The sequence below is a fragment of the Pinisolibacter sp. DMC19 genome (genome assembly GCF_056313985.1).
In genome coordinates this window covers 97954-114738 of record NZ_JBQUZF010000003.1, presented here as the reverse complement: position 1 = coordinate 114738, position 16785 = coordinate 97954, and the positions used below count along the sequence as shown (strand labels likewise).

General features: G+C 69.8%; 16 protein-coding genes. 12 read left to right on the top strand and 4 right to left on the bottom strand.

Annotation, left to right across the window (positions count from 1 at the left end; all coding sequences use genetic code 11):
- Positions 1-19: 19 nt before the first annotated feature.
- The 11 genes from ACT53U_RS08710 to ACT53U_RS08660 all read left to right on the top strand — a co-directional run bounded on the left by ACT53U_RS08710 (position 20) and on the right by ACT53U_RS08660 (position 10166).
- Positions 20-439, top strand: coding sequence for a DUF2946 domain-containing protein (locus ACT53U_RS08710; RefSeq protein WP_476154202.1), 420 nt, complete (start codon positions 20-22; stop codon positions 437-439).
- 44 nt (positions 440-483) lie between these two features.
- A complete protein-coding gene (locus ACT53U_RS08705; protein WP_476154200.1) occupies positions 484-2703 on the top strand; it encodes a TonB-dependent siderophore receptor in 2220 nt (739 codons plus the stop codon).
- A 55-nt stretch (positions 2704-2758) separates the two neighbouring features.
- Positions 2759-3463: a nitrous oxide reductase accessory protein NosL gene (locus ACT53U_RS08700; RefSeq protein WP_476154198.1), complete on the top strand. Its 705-nt coding sequence runs from the start codon at positions 2759-2761 to the stop codon at positions 3461-3463.
- Between the two features lie 97 nt (positions 3464-3560).
- Entirely contained in the window at positions 3561-3968 is a 408-nt protein-coding gene (locus tag ACT53U_RS08695) for a hypothetical protein (protein WP_476154196.1), read from the top strand.
- Between the two features lie 75 nt (positions 3969-4043).
- A complete protein-coding gene (locus ACT53U_RS08690; protein WP_476154195.1) occupies positions 4044-4676 on the top strand; it encodes a nitrous oxide reductase accessory protein NosL in 633 nt (210 codons plus the stop codon).
- A gap of 57 nt (positions 4677-4733) precedes the next feature.
- Entirely contained in the window at positions 4734-5273 is a 540-nt protein-coding gene (locus ACT53U_RS08685; protein ID WP_476154193.1) for a nitrous oxide reductase accessory protein NosL, read from the top strand.
- Positions 5270-5614 (top strand): hypothetical protein, encoded by a 345-nt coding sequence (locus ACT53U_RS08680; RefSeq protein WP_476154191.1) that lies wholly within the window; start codon positions 5270-5272, stop codon positions 5612-5614. Before ACT53U_RS08685 ends, ACT53U_RS08680 begins: the two co-directional genes overlap by 4 nt.
- A 3-nt stretch (positions 5615-5617) precedes the next feature.
- Complete coding sequence (locus tag ACT53U_RS08675; RefSeq protein WP_476154189.1) at positions 5618-6763, top strand: ABC transporter permease; 1146 nt, start codon at positions 5618-5620, stop codon at positions 6761-6763.
- 7 nt (positions 6764-6770) lie between these two features.
- The gene (locus ACT53U_RS08670) at positions 6771-7460 is read left to right on the top strand and encodes an ABC transporter ATP-binding protein (RefSeq protein WP_476154187.1); all 690 of its coding nucleotides are present in this window, start codon (positions 6771-6773) and stop codon (positions 7458-7460) included.
- The gene (locus tag ACT53U_RS08665; RefSeq protein WP_476154185.1) at positions 7457-8452 is read left to right on the top strand and encodes a hypothetical protein; all 996 of its coding nucleotides are present in this window, start codon (positions 7457-7459) and stop codon (positions 8450-8452) included. The genes ACT53U_RS08670 and ACT53U_RS08665 overlap by 4 nt, the downstream gene beginning before the upstream one ends.
- A 91-nt stretch (positions 8453-8543) precedes the next feature.
- Positions 8544-10166: an ABC-F family ATP-binding cassette domain-containing protein gene (locus ACT53U_RS08660; RefSeq protein WP_476154183.1), complete on the top strand. Its 1623-nt coding sequence runs from the start codon at positions 8544-8546 to the stop codon at positions 10164-10166.
- Between the two features lie 18 nt (positions 10167-10184).
- Here ACT53U_RS08660 and ACT53U_RS08655 read toward each other — a convergent pair whose 3' ends face one another.
- From ACT53U_RS08655 to ACT53U_RS08640, 4 genes are all read right to left on the bottom strand, one after another.
- The gene (locus ACT53U_RS08655; protein ID WP_476154181.1) at positions 10185-10367 is read right to left on the bottom strand and encodes a hypothetical protein; all 183 of its coding nucleotides are present in this window, start codon (positions 10365-10367) and stop codon (positions 10185-10187) included.
- A 120-nt stretch (positions 10368-10487) separates the two neighbouring features.
- On the bottom strand, positions 10488-11531 hold the full coding sequence (locus tag ACT53U_RS08650) for an ABC transporter ATP-binding protein (RefSeq protein ID WP_476154179.1): 1044 nt from the start codon (positions 11529-11531) through the stop codon (positions 10488-10490).
- The gene (locus ACT53U_RS08645) at positions 11528-13270 is read right to left on the bottom strand and encodes an ABC transporter permease (protein ID WP_476154177.1); all 1743 of its coding nucleotides are present in this window, start codon (positions 13268-13270) and stop codon (positions 11528-11530) included. The genes ACT53U_RS08650 and ACT53U_RS08645 overlap by 4 nt, the downstream gene beginning before the upstream one ends.
- Positions 13271-13330: 60 nt before the next feature.
- Positions 13331-14356, bottom strand: a complete 1026-nt coding sequence (locus ACT53U_RS08640; RefSeq protein ID WP_476154175.1) for an extracellular solute-binding protein — start codon at positions 14354-14356, stop codon at positions 13331-13333.
- 300 nt (positions 14357-14656) lie between these two features.
- Between ACT53U_RS08640 and ACT53U_RS08635 the strand changes: the two genes are divergently transcribed.
- The gene (locus ACT53U_RS08635; RefSeq protein WP_476154173.1) at positions 14657-16636 is read left to right on the top strand and encodes a methyl-accepting chemotaxis protein; all 1980 of its coding nucleotides are present in this window, start codon (positions 14657-14659) and stop codon (positions 16634-16636) included.
- The last annotated feature ends 149 nt before the right edge of the window (positions 16637-16785 follow it).

The window sequence follows — 16785 nt, the reverse complement described above, 5'->3', positions numbered from 1 at the left end:
GGGCAAGGGGAGCGTATTCTTGCGAAGGTTGCGCAACACCTTCGAAGCACTTCTGATCGTACTGGCGCTGATCGTGCAGATCCTGGCGCCGGTCGGCTCCAGCGCGGCCAGCGTCCGCCTCGCCTTCGATCCCCTCGTCGACATCATCGTCTGCGCCCAGGACCAGGACGTCGTCGATCGACGCGACGCGACGAACCCGGCCGCACTCCATCACGACGACGCCTGCGGCCTGTGTCGCCTCGCCGCGCCCGGCGGCTTCGCCCCGCCGGTCGAGATCGGCCTCGCCCCGCCGCCGATCGAACGGTTCCGGCCGGCCGAATGGCGCATCGCCGTCGAGGCGATCGTCCTGCCGCGGCTCCTCGACCGCATCCGCGCCCGTGCGCCCCCTTCCCTCTCCCGAGACGACGTCCGAACCGGCGCGATCCCCGTCGCCGCCTGATCTCGTCCACGAGGCGCCTCGACGCGCTTTCGGGAGAAGAAACCATGCAATCCATCCCCACCCTCGCGAGGGGCCCCGGCCTCGTCGCGCTCGCGCTCGTGCTCGCGTCCTCGACGGCGCTGGCCGAGCCGGCCAAGAAGCAGAAGAAGGCGAAGACGCCGCCGCAGGAACAGGGCCAGACGGTCGACGCGCCGCTGCCGGAGGTCGTGGTCTCGGCCGACCGGCCGCAGAAGAACGCCGCCACCACCGACGGCACCGGCTCCTACACCTCCGGCGCCGTGACCACCGCCGGCAAGATCCCATTGAGGCGCATCGACGTGCCGAATTCGGTCTCGGTGATGACGCGCCAGCAGATCGAGGATCAGAACCTGACGACGGTCGATCAGGTCCTCGCCCGCACGCCGGGCGTGACGATGATCTCGAACGACTCGTCGCAGAGCCAGTACTACATCCGTGGCTATTCCCCCGAGTCCATGGTCGACGGCGCGCCGGCGCTGAACGGCTTCGGCGGCTGGCAGCAGTTCGACACGGCGATCTACGACCGTATCGAGGTGCTCAAGGGACCGACCGGCCTGCTGATGGGTCAGGGCAGCCCGGGCGGCGTGGTGAACCTCGTCAAGAAGACGCCGAAGGACGTCTTCGGTGCCTCGCTCATCACCAGCTACGGCTCGTGGGCCAACAAGCGCGCCGAACTCGACGTGACCGGTCCGCTCGGCGAGGAGAAGCGCATCCGCTGGCGCGGCGTGCTCGCCGGCACCGACCGCGACTACTATTACGACCGCGCCCACGACACGAAGTGGGTCGGCTTCGGCACGGTCGAGATCGATCTGACCGACAAGACGTTGCTGACGGTCTCGGCCGTCCATCAGGACGACCACGCGCCGTCCTTCTCCGGCCTTCCGGCCGACAAGGCGACCGGCGCCTTCATCGACGTGCCGCGCTCGACCAATCCCTACCCGTCGTGGTCGCGCTATCTGTGGCTGACCGACGAATATGCCGCCTCGCTCGAGCACCGTTTCGACAACGGCTGGGTGGCCAAGGCCTCCTACACCACGCGGCGCCAGCACTTCGACTTCAAGGACGCCTATCCTTGGGAGGGCATCGATGCCGCCGGAAACGTCGAGTACGTGCGCCGCTGGTGGCTCTACGACTACGAGCGCAACTCGGCCGATGCCTTCGTGCGCGGGCCGATCGAGCTGTTCGGCCGCACGCACGAGATCCTGCTCGGCACCAACTACGCCTTCTGGGGCAACGAGGGCGTCGGCCAGAACTTCAACGGTGCACTCGGCTCGGCGACGCCGCGCGTCACCGGCAACATCTTCAATCCCGACGCCACCGTTCCCGAACCGGCCTTCGTCTTCAACTCCGGTTCGCGGAGCGAGCAGAAGCAGATCGGCATCTACGGCCAGGGCAAGATCAAGATCCTCGATCCGCTGACGCTGATCGTCGGGTCGCGCGTCTCCTGGTACGATTCGCGCTCGCGCACCATACCGCCGGGGGCCGAGACCGGCTGGTCGCCGGGCTCCAAGGCCGACGGGCGGCTGTCGCCCTATGCCGGTCTCGTCTACGAGATCGTCAAGGGCATCAACGTCTACGCCAGCTACGCCGACATCTTCGTGCCGACGACGTCGAAGATGTGGGACGGCGGCGCCGGCACGATCCTCGATCCGCGCACCGGCGCGCAATACGAGGTCGGCCTCAAGGGCGAGTTCTTCGGCGGCAAACTGCAGACCTCGGCGGCGGCCTTCTACATCGACGACTACAATCGGACGATGTCGGACCTCAACCACCCGGGCTTCTACCTCCCCGCCGGCAAGGCCAAGAGCGAGGGTGTCGAACTCGAGGTGACCGGCGAGGCGCTGCCCGGCTGGCAGATCGCCACCGGCTACACCTACAACCACACCAAGGTCCTGACGGCGGCCCCGAACACCGGCAATCCGATCACCACCTGGCAGCCGAAGCATTCGTTCAAACTGTGGACCCAGTACACCGTCCTCGACGGGCGTTGGGCCGGCGTCTTCGGCGGTCTCGGCCTGCAGGCCTATTCGGATTCCGGCAACGGCAATCCGCCGGTACGCGTGCAGAACCCCTACACGGTCGTCGATCTCCAGGCCGGCTACGCGATCAACAAGCACCTGAAGGCGACGTTCGCCGTCAACAACGTGTTCGACACGGTCTATCGCACCCGCATCGGCGGCACGAACACCTACAACACCTACGGCGACCCGAGGAACTTCCTCGTGACGCTGAAGGCGACGTTCTGAGCCTCGTCGGGAGGGCCCCGGCCCTCCCGCCTTCCCTCCTTCTTCCGAGGACATCATGACGACATCTCCCGATCGCCGCGCCGTGCTCGGCGCCGCAGCCCTCGCCGCGCTCTTCGCCGCCCGCCCCGCGAGTGCCGAGGACAAGCCTGCCGCCCCTCCGGCCCCGGCGCCCGCCCCGGCCACCCAGACGCCGTGGGAATGGACGGCCGCCAACGGGCCGCTGCGCGGTCTGCCCAAGGATCCAGATCCGCAGACCAACGAGTTCGAAAAGCAGCCGCGGTGCCGATACTGCGGCATGGACCGGCGCAAGTTCTCGCACAGCCGCCATCTCGTCTCCTACGAGGACGACGGCATGGACGGCACCTGCTCGCTGCGCTGTCTGGCGGTCGGCCTGTCGCTCGGCATCAATGCCGACATCCGCGGGATGTGGGTCGGCGATGCCGGGTCGGACGACGAGGTCAAGCCGCTGGTTCCCGTCGACAAGGCCTTCTACGTGCTCGATCCCTCGCGGCCCGGCACGATGACGCGGGTCTCCAACTTCGCCTATGCCGATCGCGCCAAGGCCGATGCCGCCGCTTCGACCGAACTCGCCAAGACCGCCGGCGCCCGTGTCGTGCGCTTCGAGGAGGCGCTGAAGAACGCCCATCTGGTGATGGCCGAGGACAACGCGACGAACCGTCGCTGGCGGGCCGAAATGCGGCGCAGATCGGAGAAACTGAAGCAGGAACTGACCGGCCAGCCCGCAACCGCGAAGCCGTGACGGCACGATCCTCCCGCCGTCATTGACCATGATCAAGGCGCAGATATCAGCAAAGCGCGATGGATCGACCGTCGACACGTCCCTTGTGGGAGATCGCATGACCGAACACCGAGCCTCATCGTCGCGCGCGTTTCGGAACGCTCGTCCGACGCTGTGGCTCGCCGTCTTCGCCATGCTGTTCCAGGTCCTCCTGACCGCGGACCATCTCGGCGCCACGGCGGCCGCCTCGGTCTCCTCGGACGTCGCCGCCACCGGCATCCTGGAGCTCTGCCACGGCGAGGCCGGCGATCGCACGTCGCCGATCGACGCCGTCGACGACCCCTGCGTGCTCTGCGCCTCGGCGGCGGTGACCGGCAACGGCCCCGTGCCGCAGGGGCCGGTCGTCGTCGGACCGGCGGTCGTCGCCGAAGCCCCGGCGCCCGAAGTCGTCGTCGCCTTCCTCGTTTCGCGGCCGATCCATCGCTTCGGCGTCGTCCGCGGACCTCCGCTCGCCCTTCCTGCCTGATCGACCGAAGACCGGCGCCGCCCGCGAAGACCGGGAGCGTCGCGTCGACGAACTCACGCACGAAGGAAGCAATCCATGACCGATTTCCCGATCGATCGCCGCGCGCTGGTCGCCGGCGCCGCCCTCGCCTCGCTCTTCGCCACGCAGGCGGGCGCCCAGGACCAGCCGATGGCGCCCTGGGCCTGGACCGACGCCAACGGCCTGATCAAGGACCTGCCGAAGGACAAGGACCCGACCACCGACGACACCAAGAAGTTCCCGCGCTGCCGCTACTGCGGCATGGTGCGGGCCAAGTTCTCGGCGACCCGCCACCTCATCCACTACGAGGACGACGCGGTCGACGGCACCTGCTCGCTGCACTGCGCGGCGATCGGCCTGTCGCTCAACATGGACAAGGGCCCGAAGGCGATCTGGGCGGGCGACGCCGGCGGCGACGGCGAGATCAAGCCGCTCGTCAACGTCGACAAGGCCTTCTACGTGATCGATCCGTCGAAGCCCGGCACCATGACCCGCGTCTCGAACGCGGCCTATGCCGACAAGGCGAAGGCGGAGGCCGCCGCCAAGGCGGAAGCCTCGGCCAAGGCCGGCGCCGAGGTCGTCGACTTCAACGGCGCGCTGCGCAAGGCCTATCTGGTGATGGCCGACGACACGATCATGCTGCGCAGCCGCCGCGGCGAGATGCGCAAGAAGGCCGCCAATCCGCAGTGATCGGCCACGGCATCCCGGTCGGGCACGCGCCCGGCCGGGATCGCCCGGAGACATGCCATGATCCGACATCGCCGTCCCGCCCGCCTCGACCGCCGCGCCTTCGTCGCCGGCCTCTCGGCCTTCGCCTGCCTGCCCGTCGCAGAGGCCGCCGCAGAGGCCGACAAGGCCGCCGCCGTCGCTCTGCCCAAGCCCGGCGAACGCGACGTCTGCCCGGTCTGCGGCATGTTCGTCGCCAAATACCCCTATTGGATCGCCTCGGCTCGCTTCCGCGACGGCCACATGGAGCATTTCGACGGGGCGAAGGACCTCTTCAAATATCTCCGCGACGTCGGCCACTGGTCGCCCGGCCGCAAGGCGGAGGAGATCGAGGCGGTCGGCGTCACCGCCTATTACGAGGGCAGCCTCGTCGCCGCCGAGACCGCCTGGTACGTGATCGGCTCGGACGTGCTCGGGCCGATGGGCCACGAGCTGGTGCCCCTCGCGACCAAGGCCGACGCCGAGGAGTTCCTCGCCGACCACAAGGGCAAGCGCGTCCTGAAGGCGCCCGAGGCGACGCTCGCGCTGCTCGCCGCCCTCGACGACGGACGCTTCGAATGACGCCGTCTCCTCCCCGCCCGCCGCGGCGCCCGCGCGGCTCGACGATGGCGGCCCTCCTCTTCGGCGGGCTCCTCCTCGTCGGCGCGGCGCTGGTGGCGGCGGTCGTCGTCCCCGACGATCCGGCGGGGCGACGGGCGCGGGCCTCGGCGATCGCCGCGGAACTCGCCCTGTCGGACCCGGCGCTCTTCACCGAGGCGCGCTACACCCGCCACCCTTCCCTCGCCGACCTCCATTCGGCGTTCCAGGACGGGCCGGCGAGCCTCGATCATTTCCCCACCGCCTCGCTCGTCGTCGCGCCGCGCGCCTTCCCCGCCGGCCGGCTCGAAGCCGGGCAGGAGTGACCCATGCGCGCCGCCTTCGAACGTCGCCGCCAACTCCTCGACTTCGCCGTGCGCTCGCTGATGCGCCGACCGACCAAGAACATCGGCCTCGTGGCGATCTACGCGCTGGTCGTCTTCCTGCTCGGCTCGGTGATGCTCTTCGGCTCGGCGGTGCGCCGCGAGGCCTCCGCACAGCTTTCGAGCGGGCCGGAGATCACCGCCCAGGCGATGGTGATGGGCCGCCATGATCTGACGCGGACGGACGAGGTCGCCGCACTCGGCACGCTGCGCGGCGTCCGCCGCATCGAGCCGCGGCTGTGGGGTCATCTCTGGGACAGCGCCGGCGCCGCCAACTACACGCTGATGGTGCCGCCACGATCCGACGGCGCGCTGAAGGTCGGCAAGGGCGAGACGATCGTCGGCGAGGGCGTGGCGCGGGCGCGCCGGCTCGACGTCGGCAAGCCGCTCTTCCTCGTCTCGCCGGCCGGCAAGTTCCTGCGCAGCCGGGTCAAGGCGATCCTGCCGTCGGATTCGGCACTCGTCTCCTCCGATCTGGTGCTGGTGGAGGAGAGCGACTTCCGCGCCTTCTTCGAACTGCCCCCCGACGTGTGGACCGACGTGGCGATCACCGTCACCAACCCGCGCGAGGTCAAGACCATCGCCGAGAAGGCCGGGATCAAGCTGCCGCGCCATCGCTTCGTCACCCGCGACGACATGGGCCGCAGCGTCGAGGCGCTGTTCTCCTGGCGCGAAGGGCTGACGCTGGCGCTGCTCGCCGGCGCCCTGATCGCCTTCGCGCTGCTCGCCTTCGACCGCGCCTCCGGCCTCTCGGCGGAGGAGAAGCGCGAGATCGGCATCCTCAAGGCGATCGGCTGGGAGACGCGCGACGTCGTCGCCGTGCGGCTGACGGAAGGCGCGCTGATCTCCGGCCTCGCCTTCGTCCTCGGGCTGATCGGGGCGTGGCTGCACGTCTTCTTCTTCTCGGCCGGGCTCTTCGCCCCGGTCCTGACCGGCTGGGCGACGCTCTACCCGCGCTTTCCCCTGTCGCCGAACGTCGACGCGCTCGAGGTCTTCACCCTCGCGATGCTGACGGTGGTGCCCTACATGGCGGCGATTCTGGTTCCGGTGTGGAAGACGGCGTCGGCCGATCCCGACGCGGTCATGCGGTGAGGCGGCGATGATCCAGCTCGAAGACGTCACCAAGCTGCACAACCAGGGTCGTCACGACGAGGTCGTCGCCGTCGGCGGTGTCGACCTCACCATCGACGACGGTCGCATCACCGTCCTGCGCGGGCCGTCGGGCTCGGGCAAGACGACGCTTCTCACCGTGATCGGTTGCCTCGCCCGGCCGACCACCGGTCGCGTCCGCATCGACGGCGAGGTGGTCTCGGGCTTGCCCGAGCGCTTCCTGACGGAAGTTCGCCGGCGAACCTTCGGCTTCGTCTTCCAGCGCTTCAATCTGGTGCGCGGGCTCTCGGCACTCGACAACGTCGTGCTGCCGGCGGTGCCGATGGGGTTGCCCCATCGCGCCCTCGAAGAGCGCGCCTTCGGACTGCTCGACCAGTTCGGCCTCGCCGACCGGGCGCGGCTGTCGGTCGAGCATCTCTCGGGCGGCGAGGCGCAGCGCGTCGCCATCGCCCGGGCGCTGATCAACGACCCCGCCGTGATCGTCGCCGACGAGCCGACCGCCAGCCTCGACGCCGAACGGGTGGCGCAGTTCCTCGTCATCGCCGAGGCGCTGAAGCGGGCCGGCAAGACGGTGCTGATCACCAGCCACGACCCGCGCATCACCGAGGCGGCGGTCGTCGACCGGCTGGTGACGATGATCGACGGGCGGATCGACGAGGACGAGGAAGACCTCCCATGATCTTCCACCCGCCGATCCTGGCGCTGATCCTCGCCTCGACGCTCGCCGGTCTGGTGCTGCTCGGCGCGGGCGTCTTCGCGCTGCGGCTCCTCGCCCATTGGGACGCGGAGAGCGGCTCGCAGCGCCAGATCGGGCTCGAGAAGACGACCGGCCTCGTCTCCACCGTCGTCGCCTTCGTGCTGGCGCTGGAGGCGGCGAGCCTGATCCTCTTCGCCTTCAACGCCGACCGCATGGCGCCGCTCTTCGTCGGGGCGATGTGCGCGGTGGGCACGCTCAACGCCAGTGTCTGGGGCTTCCCCGCGCTGTGGGCGAAGATCGTGGTGTTCTTCGCCGCCTTCGTCTGGCTCGCCGTCGACCGCGCCGACGCCGCGACCCGCGACCGGGCGCTGGTGAAGCAGAAGCACGTCGGCCTCTTGGTTCTGGCACCGCTGGTGCTGGCGGAAGGCGGCATCGAACTCGCTTATTTCCTCGATCTGAAGGCCGACACGATCACCTCCTGCTGCGGCAAGCTCTTCGGCGAGGGAAAGGCCGACGTCGGCGGCGATCTCGCCTCGCTGCCGCCGCTCGACGCGATGATCGCGCTCGGCATCGGCCTCGCGGTCTCAGTCGTGGTCGGGCTCGCGGCACTCAGGTGGCGGCGTGCGGCCCTCCTCCTCGGGCCGGTGTCGCTCGCGGTCTTCGGACTGGCGCTGGCGGCGATCGTCTCGGCGATCGCGCCGTGGGTCTACGAGCAGCCGCACCACCACTGCCCCTTCTGCATCCTGAAGCGGGAATACGGCCACGTCGGCTTCGCGCTCTATCTGCCGCTCTTCGCGGCGACCGGGGCGGGGCTTTCGGCGAGCGTGCTCGCGGCCTTCCGCAGACGGCTCGAACGGACGGGGCCGGCCGATCCGGCGCGATGGGCGATCGTCACGATGCTCGTCGGCGATCTCCTCTTCGCGACGGTCGCGACAGTGCTGGTGGCGCGGTCGCATCTCGTGCTGATCGGCTGAAGATGTCGGCCGAGGATGGGCGTTTTCGGCTTGCCGCGACCGGAGGGGCGTGCGACAGACGCCGCTTCTCCAGCCGGAAACCGCCCGCCCCATGATCCGCATCGACTCCGTCTCCAAGCAGAACAGCCACCAGCTCCTCTTCGTCGAGGCCTCCGCCGCGCTCCTGAGGGGCGAGAAGGTCGGCCTCGTCGGACCGAACGGGGCGGGCAAGTCGACGCTCTTCCGCATGATGACCGGCCGCGAGATCCCCGACGAGGGCCAGGTTCTGGTCGATCGCGGCATCACCATCGGCTATTTCGATCAGGACGTCGGCGAGATGTCCGGCCATTCGGCCGTCGCCGAGGTGATGAACGGCGCCGGCCCGGTCAGCGAGATCGCCGCCGAGCTCCATGCGCTCGAGCAGGCGATGGCCGATCCCGATCGGCTCGACGAGATCGACGCGCTGGTCGAGGCCTATGGCGAGGTGCAGCACCGCTTCGAGGAACTCGACGGCTATGCGCTCGAGGGCCGGGCGCGCGAGGTGCTCGCCGGTCTCTCGTTCAGCCAGGAGATGATGGACGGCGACGTCGGCCGGCTCTCGGGCGGCTGGAAGATGCGCGTGGCGCTCGCCCGCATCCTGCTGATGAAGCCCGACGTGATGTTGCTCGACGAGCCGTCGAACCATCTCGACATCGAGAGCCTGATCTGGCTCGAGCAGTTCCTGCGCGGCTACGAAGGCGCGCTGATGATGACGTCGCACGACCGCGCCTTCATGAACCGGATCGTCAACCGCATCCTCGAGATCGACGGCGGCCAGCTCACCTCCTATTCCGGCGACTACGAGTTCTACGAGACGCAGCGCGCGCTGTCGGAGAAGCAGCAGCAGGCGCGTTTCGAACGCCAGCAGGCGATGCTCGCCAAGGAACTCGCCTTCATCGAGCGCTTCAAGGCGCGCGCCTCCCATGCCGCCCAGGTGCAGAGCCGGGTGAAGAAGCTCGACAAGATCGACCGGGTCGAGCCGCCGCGCCGCCGCCAGACGGTCCGCTTCGACTTCCCGCCGGCCCCGCGCTGCGGCGAGGACGTCGTCTCGCTCGAGGGCGTCGACAAGGCCTATGGCGCCAAGGTGATCTATCAGGGCTTCGACTTCGCCGTCCGCCGGCGCGAGCGCTGGTGCGTGATGGGCGTCAACGGCGCCGGCAAGTCGACGCTCTTGAAGCTCGTCGCCGGCGCCTCGACGCCCGACACCGGCACGGTGAAGACCGGTGCCAGCGTCAAGATGGGCTATTTCGCCCAGCATGCCATGGACCTGCTCGACGGCGACGCGACCATCTTCGAATGGCTCGACGCCAAGTTCCCGCAGGCAGGCCAAGGGGCGCTGCGCGCGTTGGCCGGTGCCTTCGGCTTCTCGGGCGACGACGTCGAGAAGCGCTGCCGAGTGCTGTCGGGCGGCGAAAAGGCGCGGCTCGTCATGGCGGCGATGCTCTTCGATCCGCCGAATTTCCTCGTCCTCGACGAGCCGACCAACCACCTCGATCTCGCCACCAAGGAGATGCTGATCGAGGCGCTCGGCGACTACGAGGGCGCCATGCTCTTCGTCAGCCACGATCGCCACTTCCTGTCGGAACTGTCGAACCGGGTGCTGGAACTGACCCCCGACGGCATCCACGCCTTCGGCGGCGGCTACAAGGAATATGTCGCGCGCACCGGCCACGAGGCGCCGGGTGTCGGCGGCTGAGGGCGCGAGCGCTCGGGATCAGCCGCGTTTCTCCGGCGGCTTCTTCGCCGTGTCGCCATGGCGCCGCATGTAGTCGCGATCCGCGTCGAACACGCTGTCGTCGATGAATTCGGCGGGGCGCTCCGCCCCGCTGCGATAGACCGCGGCCCGCGCACCCCAGCGCAGGATCCCGAGTTTGGCGAGGAGATCGAGGACCTTCATGGCACCCCTCCCTGCCGCTTCGAACCCGCGGCCGGGAGGCCGGGGGGAAGCGCAGGCCGATCATGAGCCGATCGCGAGATCCCGCCATGACCCGCGTCAATCGCGCGACGAAGCCGCGCCTCAGCCTTCGGGAAAGACGAAGGCCTGGGTGCGGTCGATGCCGACGGCAACGCGGGCGCCGATCTCGATCGGGTGACGGGCGTCGACATGGGTGTCGATCGGCCGCGCGAGCCCGTCGATCGCCAGCCGCACGGTGCGGTGCTCGCCGATGAAACGGGTCGAGACCACGGTCGCGGCGAATTCCGCGTCTTCCGCAGCGAGATCGAAGGCGTCGCGCCGCAGGCAGACCAGCGCCGGCCCGTCGACGAGCCCGTGAGCGGCGAAGGAGCCGAGCGGGGTCTCGGCGCGGCCGTGACGCACCACCGCATGCATCTCCTCGAGATCGGCGAAGAACGCCGCCGCCCAACGGTCGACCGGGCGATGCCAGACCTCCTCCGGCGTGCCGATCTGGACGATGCGGCCTCCGCGCATCAGCGCGATGCGATCGGCGACCGCCATGGCGTCGTCGGGGTCGTGGGTGACCATCAGCGCCGCCGCCCCCGAGGCGCGCAGCAGGCCGACGGTCTCGGCCCGCATGCCGCGACGCAGGCGCTGGTCGAGGTTGGAGAAGGGTTCGTCCATCAGGAGGACCGCCGGGCGCGGAGCGAGCGCGCGGGCGAGCGCGATGCGCTGTTGCTCGCCACCCGACAGCATGTGCGGATAGGCGCCGCCGCGGCCCGAGAGGCCGACGCGGGCGAGGAGATCGGCGACGGTCGCGCGTGCCTCCGCCGCCGGCCGGCCGGCGAGGCCGAAGGCGACGTTGGCGGCGACGTCGAGATGGGGGAAGAGCGCGTAGTCCTGGAACATCAGGCCGATGCCGCGCTGCTCCGGCTCGACGAAGAGCCCGTCGGCGACGAGGCGGCGCTCGCCCGCGCTCACCGTGCCGGCGAGCGGGCGTTCGAGGCCGGCGGCGATGCGCAGCAACGTGGTCTTGCCGCAGCCGGAGGGGCCGAGCAGGGCGACGACCTCGCCGGGCTCGAGCGCCAGCGACACGCCGTCGAGCGCCAGGGTGCGGCCATAGGCATGGCGGATGCCGTCGAAAGAGAGGGCGGGGGTCGCGGTCACGCGCGGTCTCCTTCGAGGACGGGGACGGGGACGGGAGCGGAAACGAGGGCGTCGGTGGCGATCGGCTCTTCCGGCGCGGTCTCGCCCGGTGTCGCGGTGAAGCGGCCGACCCGCGTCATCAGGACGATCGGCAAGAGGCCGAAGGCGACGATGAGACAGGCGGCGAGTGCGCCGTTCTCATAAGTTCCGCGCGCCGCCTCGCCGTAGAGCCGGGTCGACAGCGTCTCGAACCCCATCGGGCGCAAGAGCAGCGTCGCCGGCAGTTCCTTCATGCAGTCGACGAAGAAGAGCAGCGCGGCAGCAGCGTAGGCCGGCGCCAGCAGCGGCCAGTGGACGGCCCGCATCGCGCCGAAGGGCGTGCGACCAAGCATGCGGGCGGACTGTTCGAGCGACGGCGACAGGCGTTCGAGCCCGGCCTCGATCTTCGAAGCGCCGAGGCGGAAGAAGCGCAGGACGAGGGCTATCACCAAGCCGCCGAAGGAGGCCGACAGCACCAGCCCCGGCGGGGTGAAGCCGAGGCCGGCGACGAGGGCGCGCAAGCCGCCGTCGAAGGCGCCGTAGGTCACCAGCAGACCGATCGCCAGCACCGTGCCGGGCACGGCATAGCCGACCGAGGCGATGCGCGGAGCAATTGCGTGGAGCCGCGAGCCGGGATGGAGCCGGCGGCCGGAGGCGAGCACCGCCGCCAGCGCGACGCCGATGATCGTGGCCGTGGCCGCCAGCCGAATGGTGTCGATCGTCTCGGCGACGATCTCCTCGGCGAGGCCGGCGAAGGCGAGGCGCATCCAGGCCTGACGGACGAGATGGGCGGCCGGCAGGACGAAGCCGATCAGCGCCGGCAGGGCGCAGAGGAGGAAGAGGCCGATGCCGCGCAGGCCCGTCGAGGGCCGCGGCGCCAGACGCCGGCTCGCCCGACCGAAGACGGCATAGCCGCGCCCGCCGCGCGCCAGCCGCTCGAGCAGCAAGAGGCCGAGGACGAAGGCGAGCATGGCGATGGCGATCTGCGCCGCGCCGGGGAGATCCGAACGGTTGACCCAGGTCGACCACACGGCGGCGGTCAACGTGTTGACCGACAGGAACTCGGCGGCGCCGACGTCGTTGAGCGTCTCCATGATGGCGAGCGCCGCGCCGCCTGCGATCGCCGGTCGGGCGAGCGGCAGGGCGACGCGGAAGAAGACGCGGGCCCGCGAGGCGCCGAGCATCCGCGCCGCCTCGATCATCGTCGTGGTCTGGGCGAGGAAGACGGCGCGGGTGGCGACGTAGACGTAAGGGTAGAGCGCGAAGCCGAAGACGAGGATGGCGCCGGGCAGACTGCGCAGCTCGGGCAGGCGGAAGTCGGCGGGGCGGGCGTAGCCGAGCGCGGCGCGGAGCGCGTTCTGGATCGGTCCGAGCGGATGGGTGAGGTCGAGCCAGGAATAGGCCAGCACATAGGCCGGGAAGGCGAGCGGCAACAGCAGCAGCACCTCGACGAAACGCCTTCCGGGGAAGTCGCGGGTGGCGACGATCCAGGCGGTGCCGGTGCCGACCACCACGACGAAGACGGTGACGCCGCAGGCCAGGATCGCGGTCTCGACCGCGGCGCGCGGCACCACGGTCGAGAACAGGTGATGCCACAGCGCGCCGTCGCCGCTCGCCGCGATGGCGAGGAGGGCGACGATCGGCGCCAGCGCGGCGAGCGCGGTGACGACACCGAGGAGGCCGAAGCCCCCCGGCAGCAGGATTGAACGCCGTCCACGCACTGCGTACCGCCCTCCGCGGACCGGCCCGTCGGCCGGTCCCTCGCCTCGTTCCGACCGATGTTACTGGTCGAAGCCGACCTCGTCGACGACGAGGCTCGCGTCCTTGCGGTGCTTGGCGATCTCGGCGATCGGCAGGGTGTCGACCGTCAGCTTGCCGAGACCGGCGATGGTCGGTTCGGCCGCGGCGCCGGGGACGACCGGGTATTCGAAGTTCTGCTCGGCATAGACCTTCTGGCCTTCCGGCGAGACGAGGTACTCGACCAGCTTGCGGGCGGCCTCGGCATGGGGGGCGTTCTTGGCCAGCGCCGCGCCGGTGATGTTCACGTGAGTGCCGCCGCCGGCGAAGGTCGGCAGGAGGACGTCGACGCCGTCGCCCCAGACCTTCTGCTCCGGCCCGCCCTTGCCCGAGCGCATCAGGCCGACATAGTAGGAGTTGCCGACGCCGATCTTGCAGAGGCCGCCGAGGATGTCGCGGGCGACGTCGCGATCGCCGCCCGAGGGCTTCTTGGCGAGGTTGGCCTTGACGCCGGCGACCCAGGCCTTGGCCTTGTCGCGGCCGTCATGGGCGATCGTCGCGGCGATCAGCGCGGTGTTGTAGGGGTGCTGACCCGAGCGGATGCAGAGCTGGCCCTTCCACTTCGGATCGGCGAGGTCGGCATAGGAGATCGACTTCAGCCCGAGCGACTTGTCGGCCCAGACGAGACGGGCGCGCAGCGACAGCGCCGTCCACGAACCGTCGGCGGCGCGCAGGTTGGCCGGCACCGCCTTCTCGGCGGCTTCCGACTTCAGAGGCTGCGTCACGCCCTTGTCGACCAGTTCGGCGAGAACGCCGACGTCGACGGTCATCAGGAGATCGGCCGGCGAGGCGGCCCCTTCGGCGGCGACGCGCTCGGCGAGGCCGTCCTTGACGAAGACGGTGTTGACCTTGATCCCGGTCTTTTCGGTGAAGGCCTTGGCGAGCGGCGCGAAGAGGCCGGGCTCGCGGGTGGTGTAGACGTTGACCTCCTCGGCGGCGAACGCGGGCGCGGCCATGAGGCCGAAGGCGGCGGTGGCGAGAAGGGTCTTCATCTTCCGGGAGAGCGTCATCGATGGGTCCTCGGTGGGCGACGGGTCGCATCCATCCGAGCCGATATTGCGAGTGATTGTCAATCTCGTTTTTCCGACGACGGCCGGTCCGGCGTGGTGCTCGCGCCGTCGGGCGACACCCGGGATGCCCCTCTGTCGCGGCATGACGCTCGCAGACCGGCGGGGTCGACCACGTGTCGCACCGGTCGGTCGCACGGTTCGAATTTCAACCGAAGATTATGTGCGTATTTATTGATATTTCAATCGAACGTTAACCATGGCCGCAGATCCTTCGGTCGACGCATGTCGGCAGGATCTCCCATGACAGTCGAAGCCCTGAGCGCCCAATACGCCTTCATCCGCTCCGCTGCTTCCGCCGAGGAGCGGGCCGACGCGGTGTTCCCGGTCTTCGACGCGGAGATCGAGCGACGGCTCGATCGCTTCTACGACCTGATCGCGAAGACCCCCGAACTCGCCGCCCACGTCGCCGCGCCGGGGCTGATCGAACAGCTGAAGAAGGCGCAACGCGATCACTGGTCGCGGGTCTTCGCCGAGCGGATGCCGCCGGATCTCGCCGAAAAGTCCGCGACCATCGGCGCCACCCATGCCGAATTCGGCCTGCCGTCGGGCTGGTACACCAGCGCCTATGCCTGGATGCTGATCGGCCTGATCGAGCCGCTGGTCGCCGCCCATCGCTTCCGACCGGGCAAGCTGGTGGCGGCGCTGGAGACACTGCTCGCCCGCGCCTTCCACGACATGATCGCCTCGACGACGGCCTGCGACGCGGCGCTCAGCCGCATCGCAGGCGAAGACACGACGCGCGAGAACAACCTGAAGAACCTCCGCAACCTCTCCGGCACGGTGGCGGACGTGAACGAGGTGGCGGTGGAACTCGCCTTCCTCGCCCGCAACTCCCGCGAGCTCAACAGCTCGGCCCAGACGATCGCCTCGGCGGTCGCCGAGATGGTCGCCTCGGTCGACGAGATCGCCCGCTCGAGCGAGGGCGCCGTCGCCGACACGCGCGAGAGCGACGGCGCCGTCTCCAAGGGGCGGGCAGCGGTCGATCAGGTCGAGGCGGCGATCGGCAACATCGCCCGCGCCGTCGAGGAGACGGCGGCGAGCGTCGACGAACTGTCGCGGGCGTCGGAGCAGATCGGCCAGATCCTCGGCGTGATCGAGACCATCGCCTCGCAGACCAACCTCCTGGCGCTCAACGCGACGATCGAGGCGGCGCGCGCCGGCGAGGTCGGCCGCGGCTTCGCCGTCGTCGCCGCCGAGGTCAAGGGCCTGTCGAACCAGACGTCGCGGGCGACCGAAGACATCACCACCCGTATCGGCTCGCTGCGCGAGGGCATGACCGCGATCCTGACGACGATGCAGCATTCCAAGAATGCCGTCGTCGAAGGTCAGCACTCGATCGTCGAGGCCGGGCGGACGATGGACGACATCTCGGCGAAGATCGCCGGCGTCGGCACCAAGATGCGCGCCATCGCCTCGGTGCTCGGCCATCAGACCGCCGCCACCGGCGAGATCGGCCGCTCGGTCGGTCAGGTCGCCGCGGCGGCGGAAGCGAACGAAACTCTGCTCGGGCGGATGTCGAACAAGCTGCACGAGAGCAACGACCGCGTCTCCGACAGCGCCAAGACCTGGTTCGAGGCCGACAGTCACCGCGCGCTCGTCGAAATGGCCAAGATCGACCACGTCCTCTTCAAGAAGCGCGTCGTCGACGTACTGATGGGGCGCGGAACGTGGCAGGCCGCCGAAGTGCCCGACCATCACGCCTGCCGCCTCGGCAAGTGGTACGACGGGCTGACGATCCCGGAGATCCGCAACGATCCCGCCTTCACCGCGCTGGTCGCACCGCACGAGGCGGTCCACGCCGAGGCCCGCCGCACTCTCGCCCTGCATGCCGCAGGCCGCGTCGACGAGGCCGCCGAGGCGCTGGCGGCGATGAACACGGCGAGCGAACAGGTGCTCGCCCGGCTCGGCGAGCTCTCCGACAATCTCTTCCGCGATCTCGCCGCGATCGACCGCCGCCGTCAGGAACGCCGCCGCGCCCGCGGCCGCATCCGCGCCAAGGTCGGCGGCGCCGAACGCGTGCTCGAGGTCAAGGACATCTCGCCCGGCGGTGCCCGGCTCGACGGCCTGACCCGGCACGACCTCGGCAAGGAAGTGCAGTTCCTCGACGACGGCGTCGACTGCTGTTCGGGAACCGCCGTCTGGGCGAACGACCGCGAGGGCGGCATGAAGTTCTCGACCCGCCCGACCGCGAGCAAGATCCGCCGCTTCGTCGCCGACTGACGCGGGGCCGGGCGGTCCGTTCACTGCGAATGAACACGACGACGCGCAAGCGGGTCCCCCGGCCGCGCGTTCGACGTCGCGTCACGCACCCGTCGCCCCACCGCGAGGCGCGTGAAGCGACGCGCGAACGGCGCATTTCCAAGTCGGAG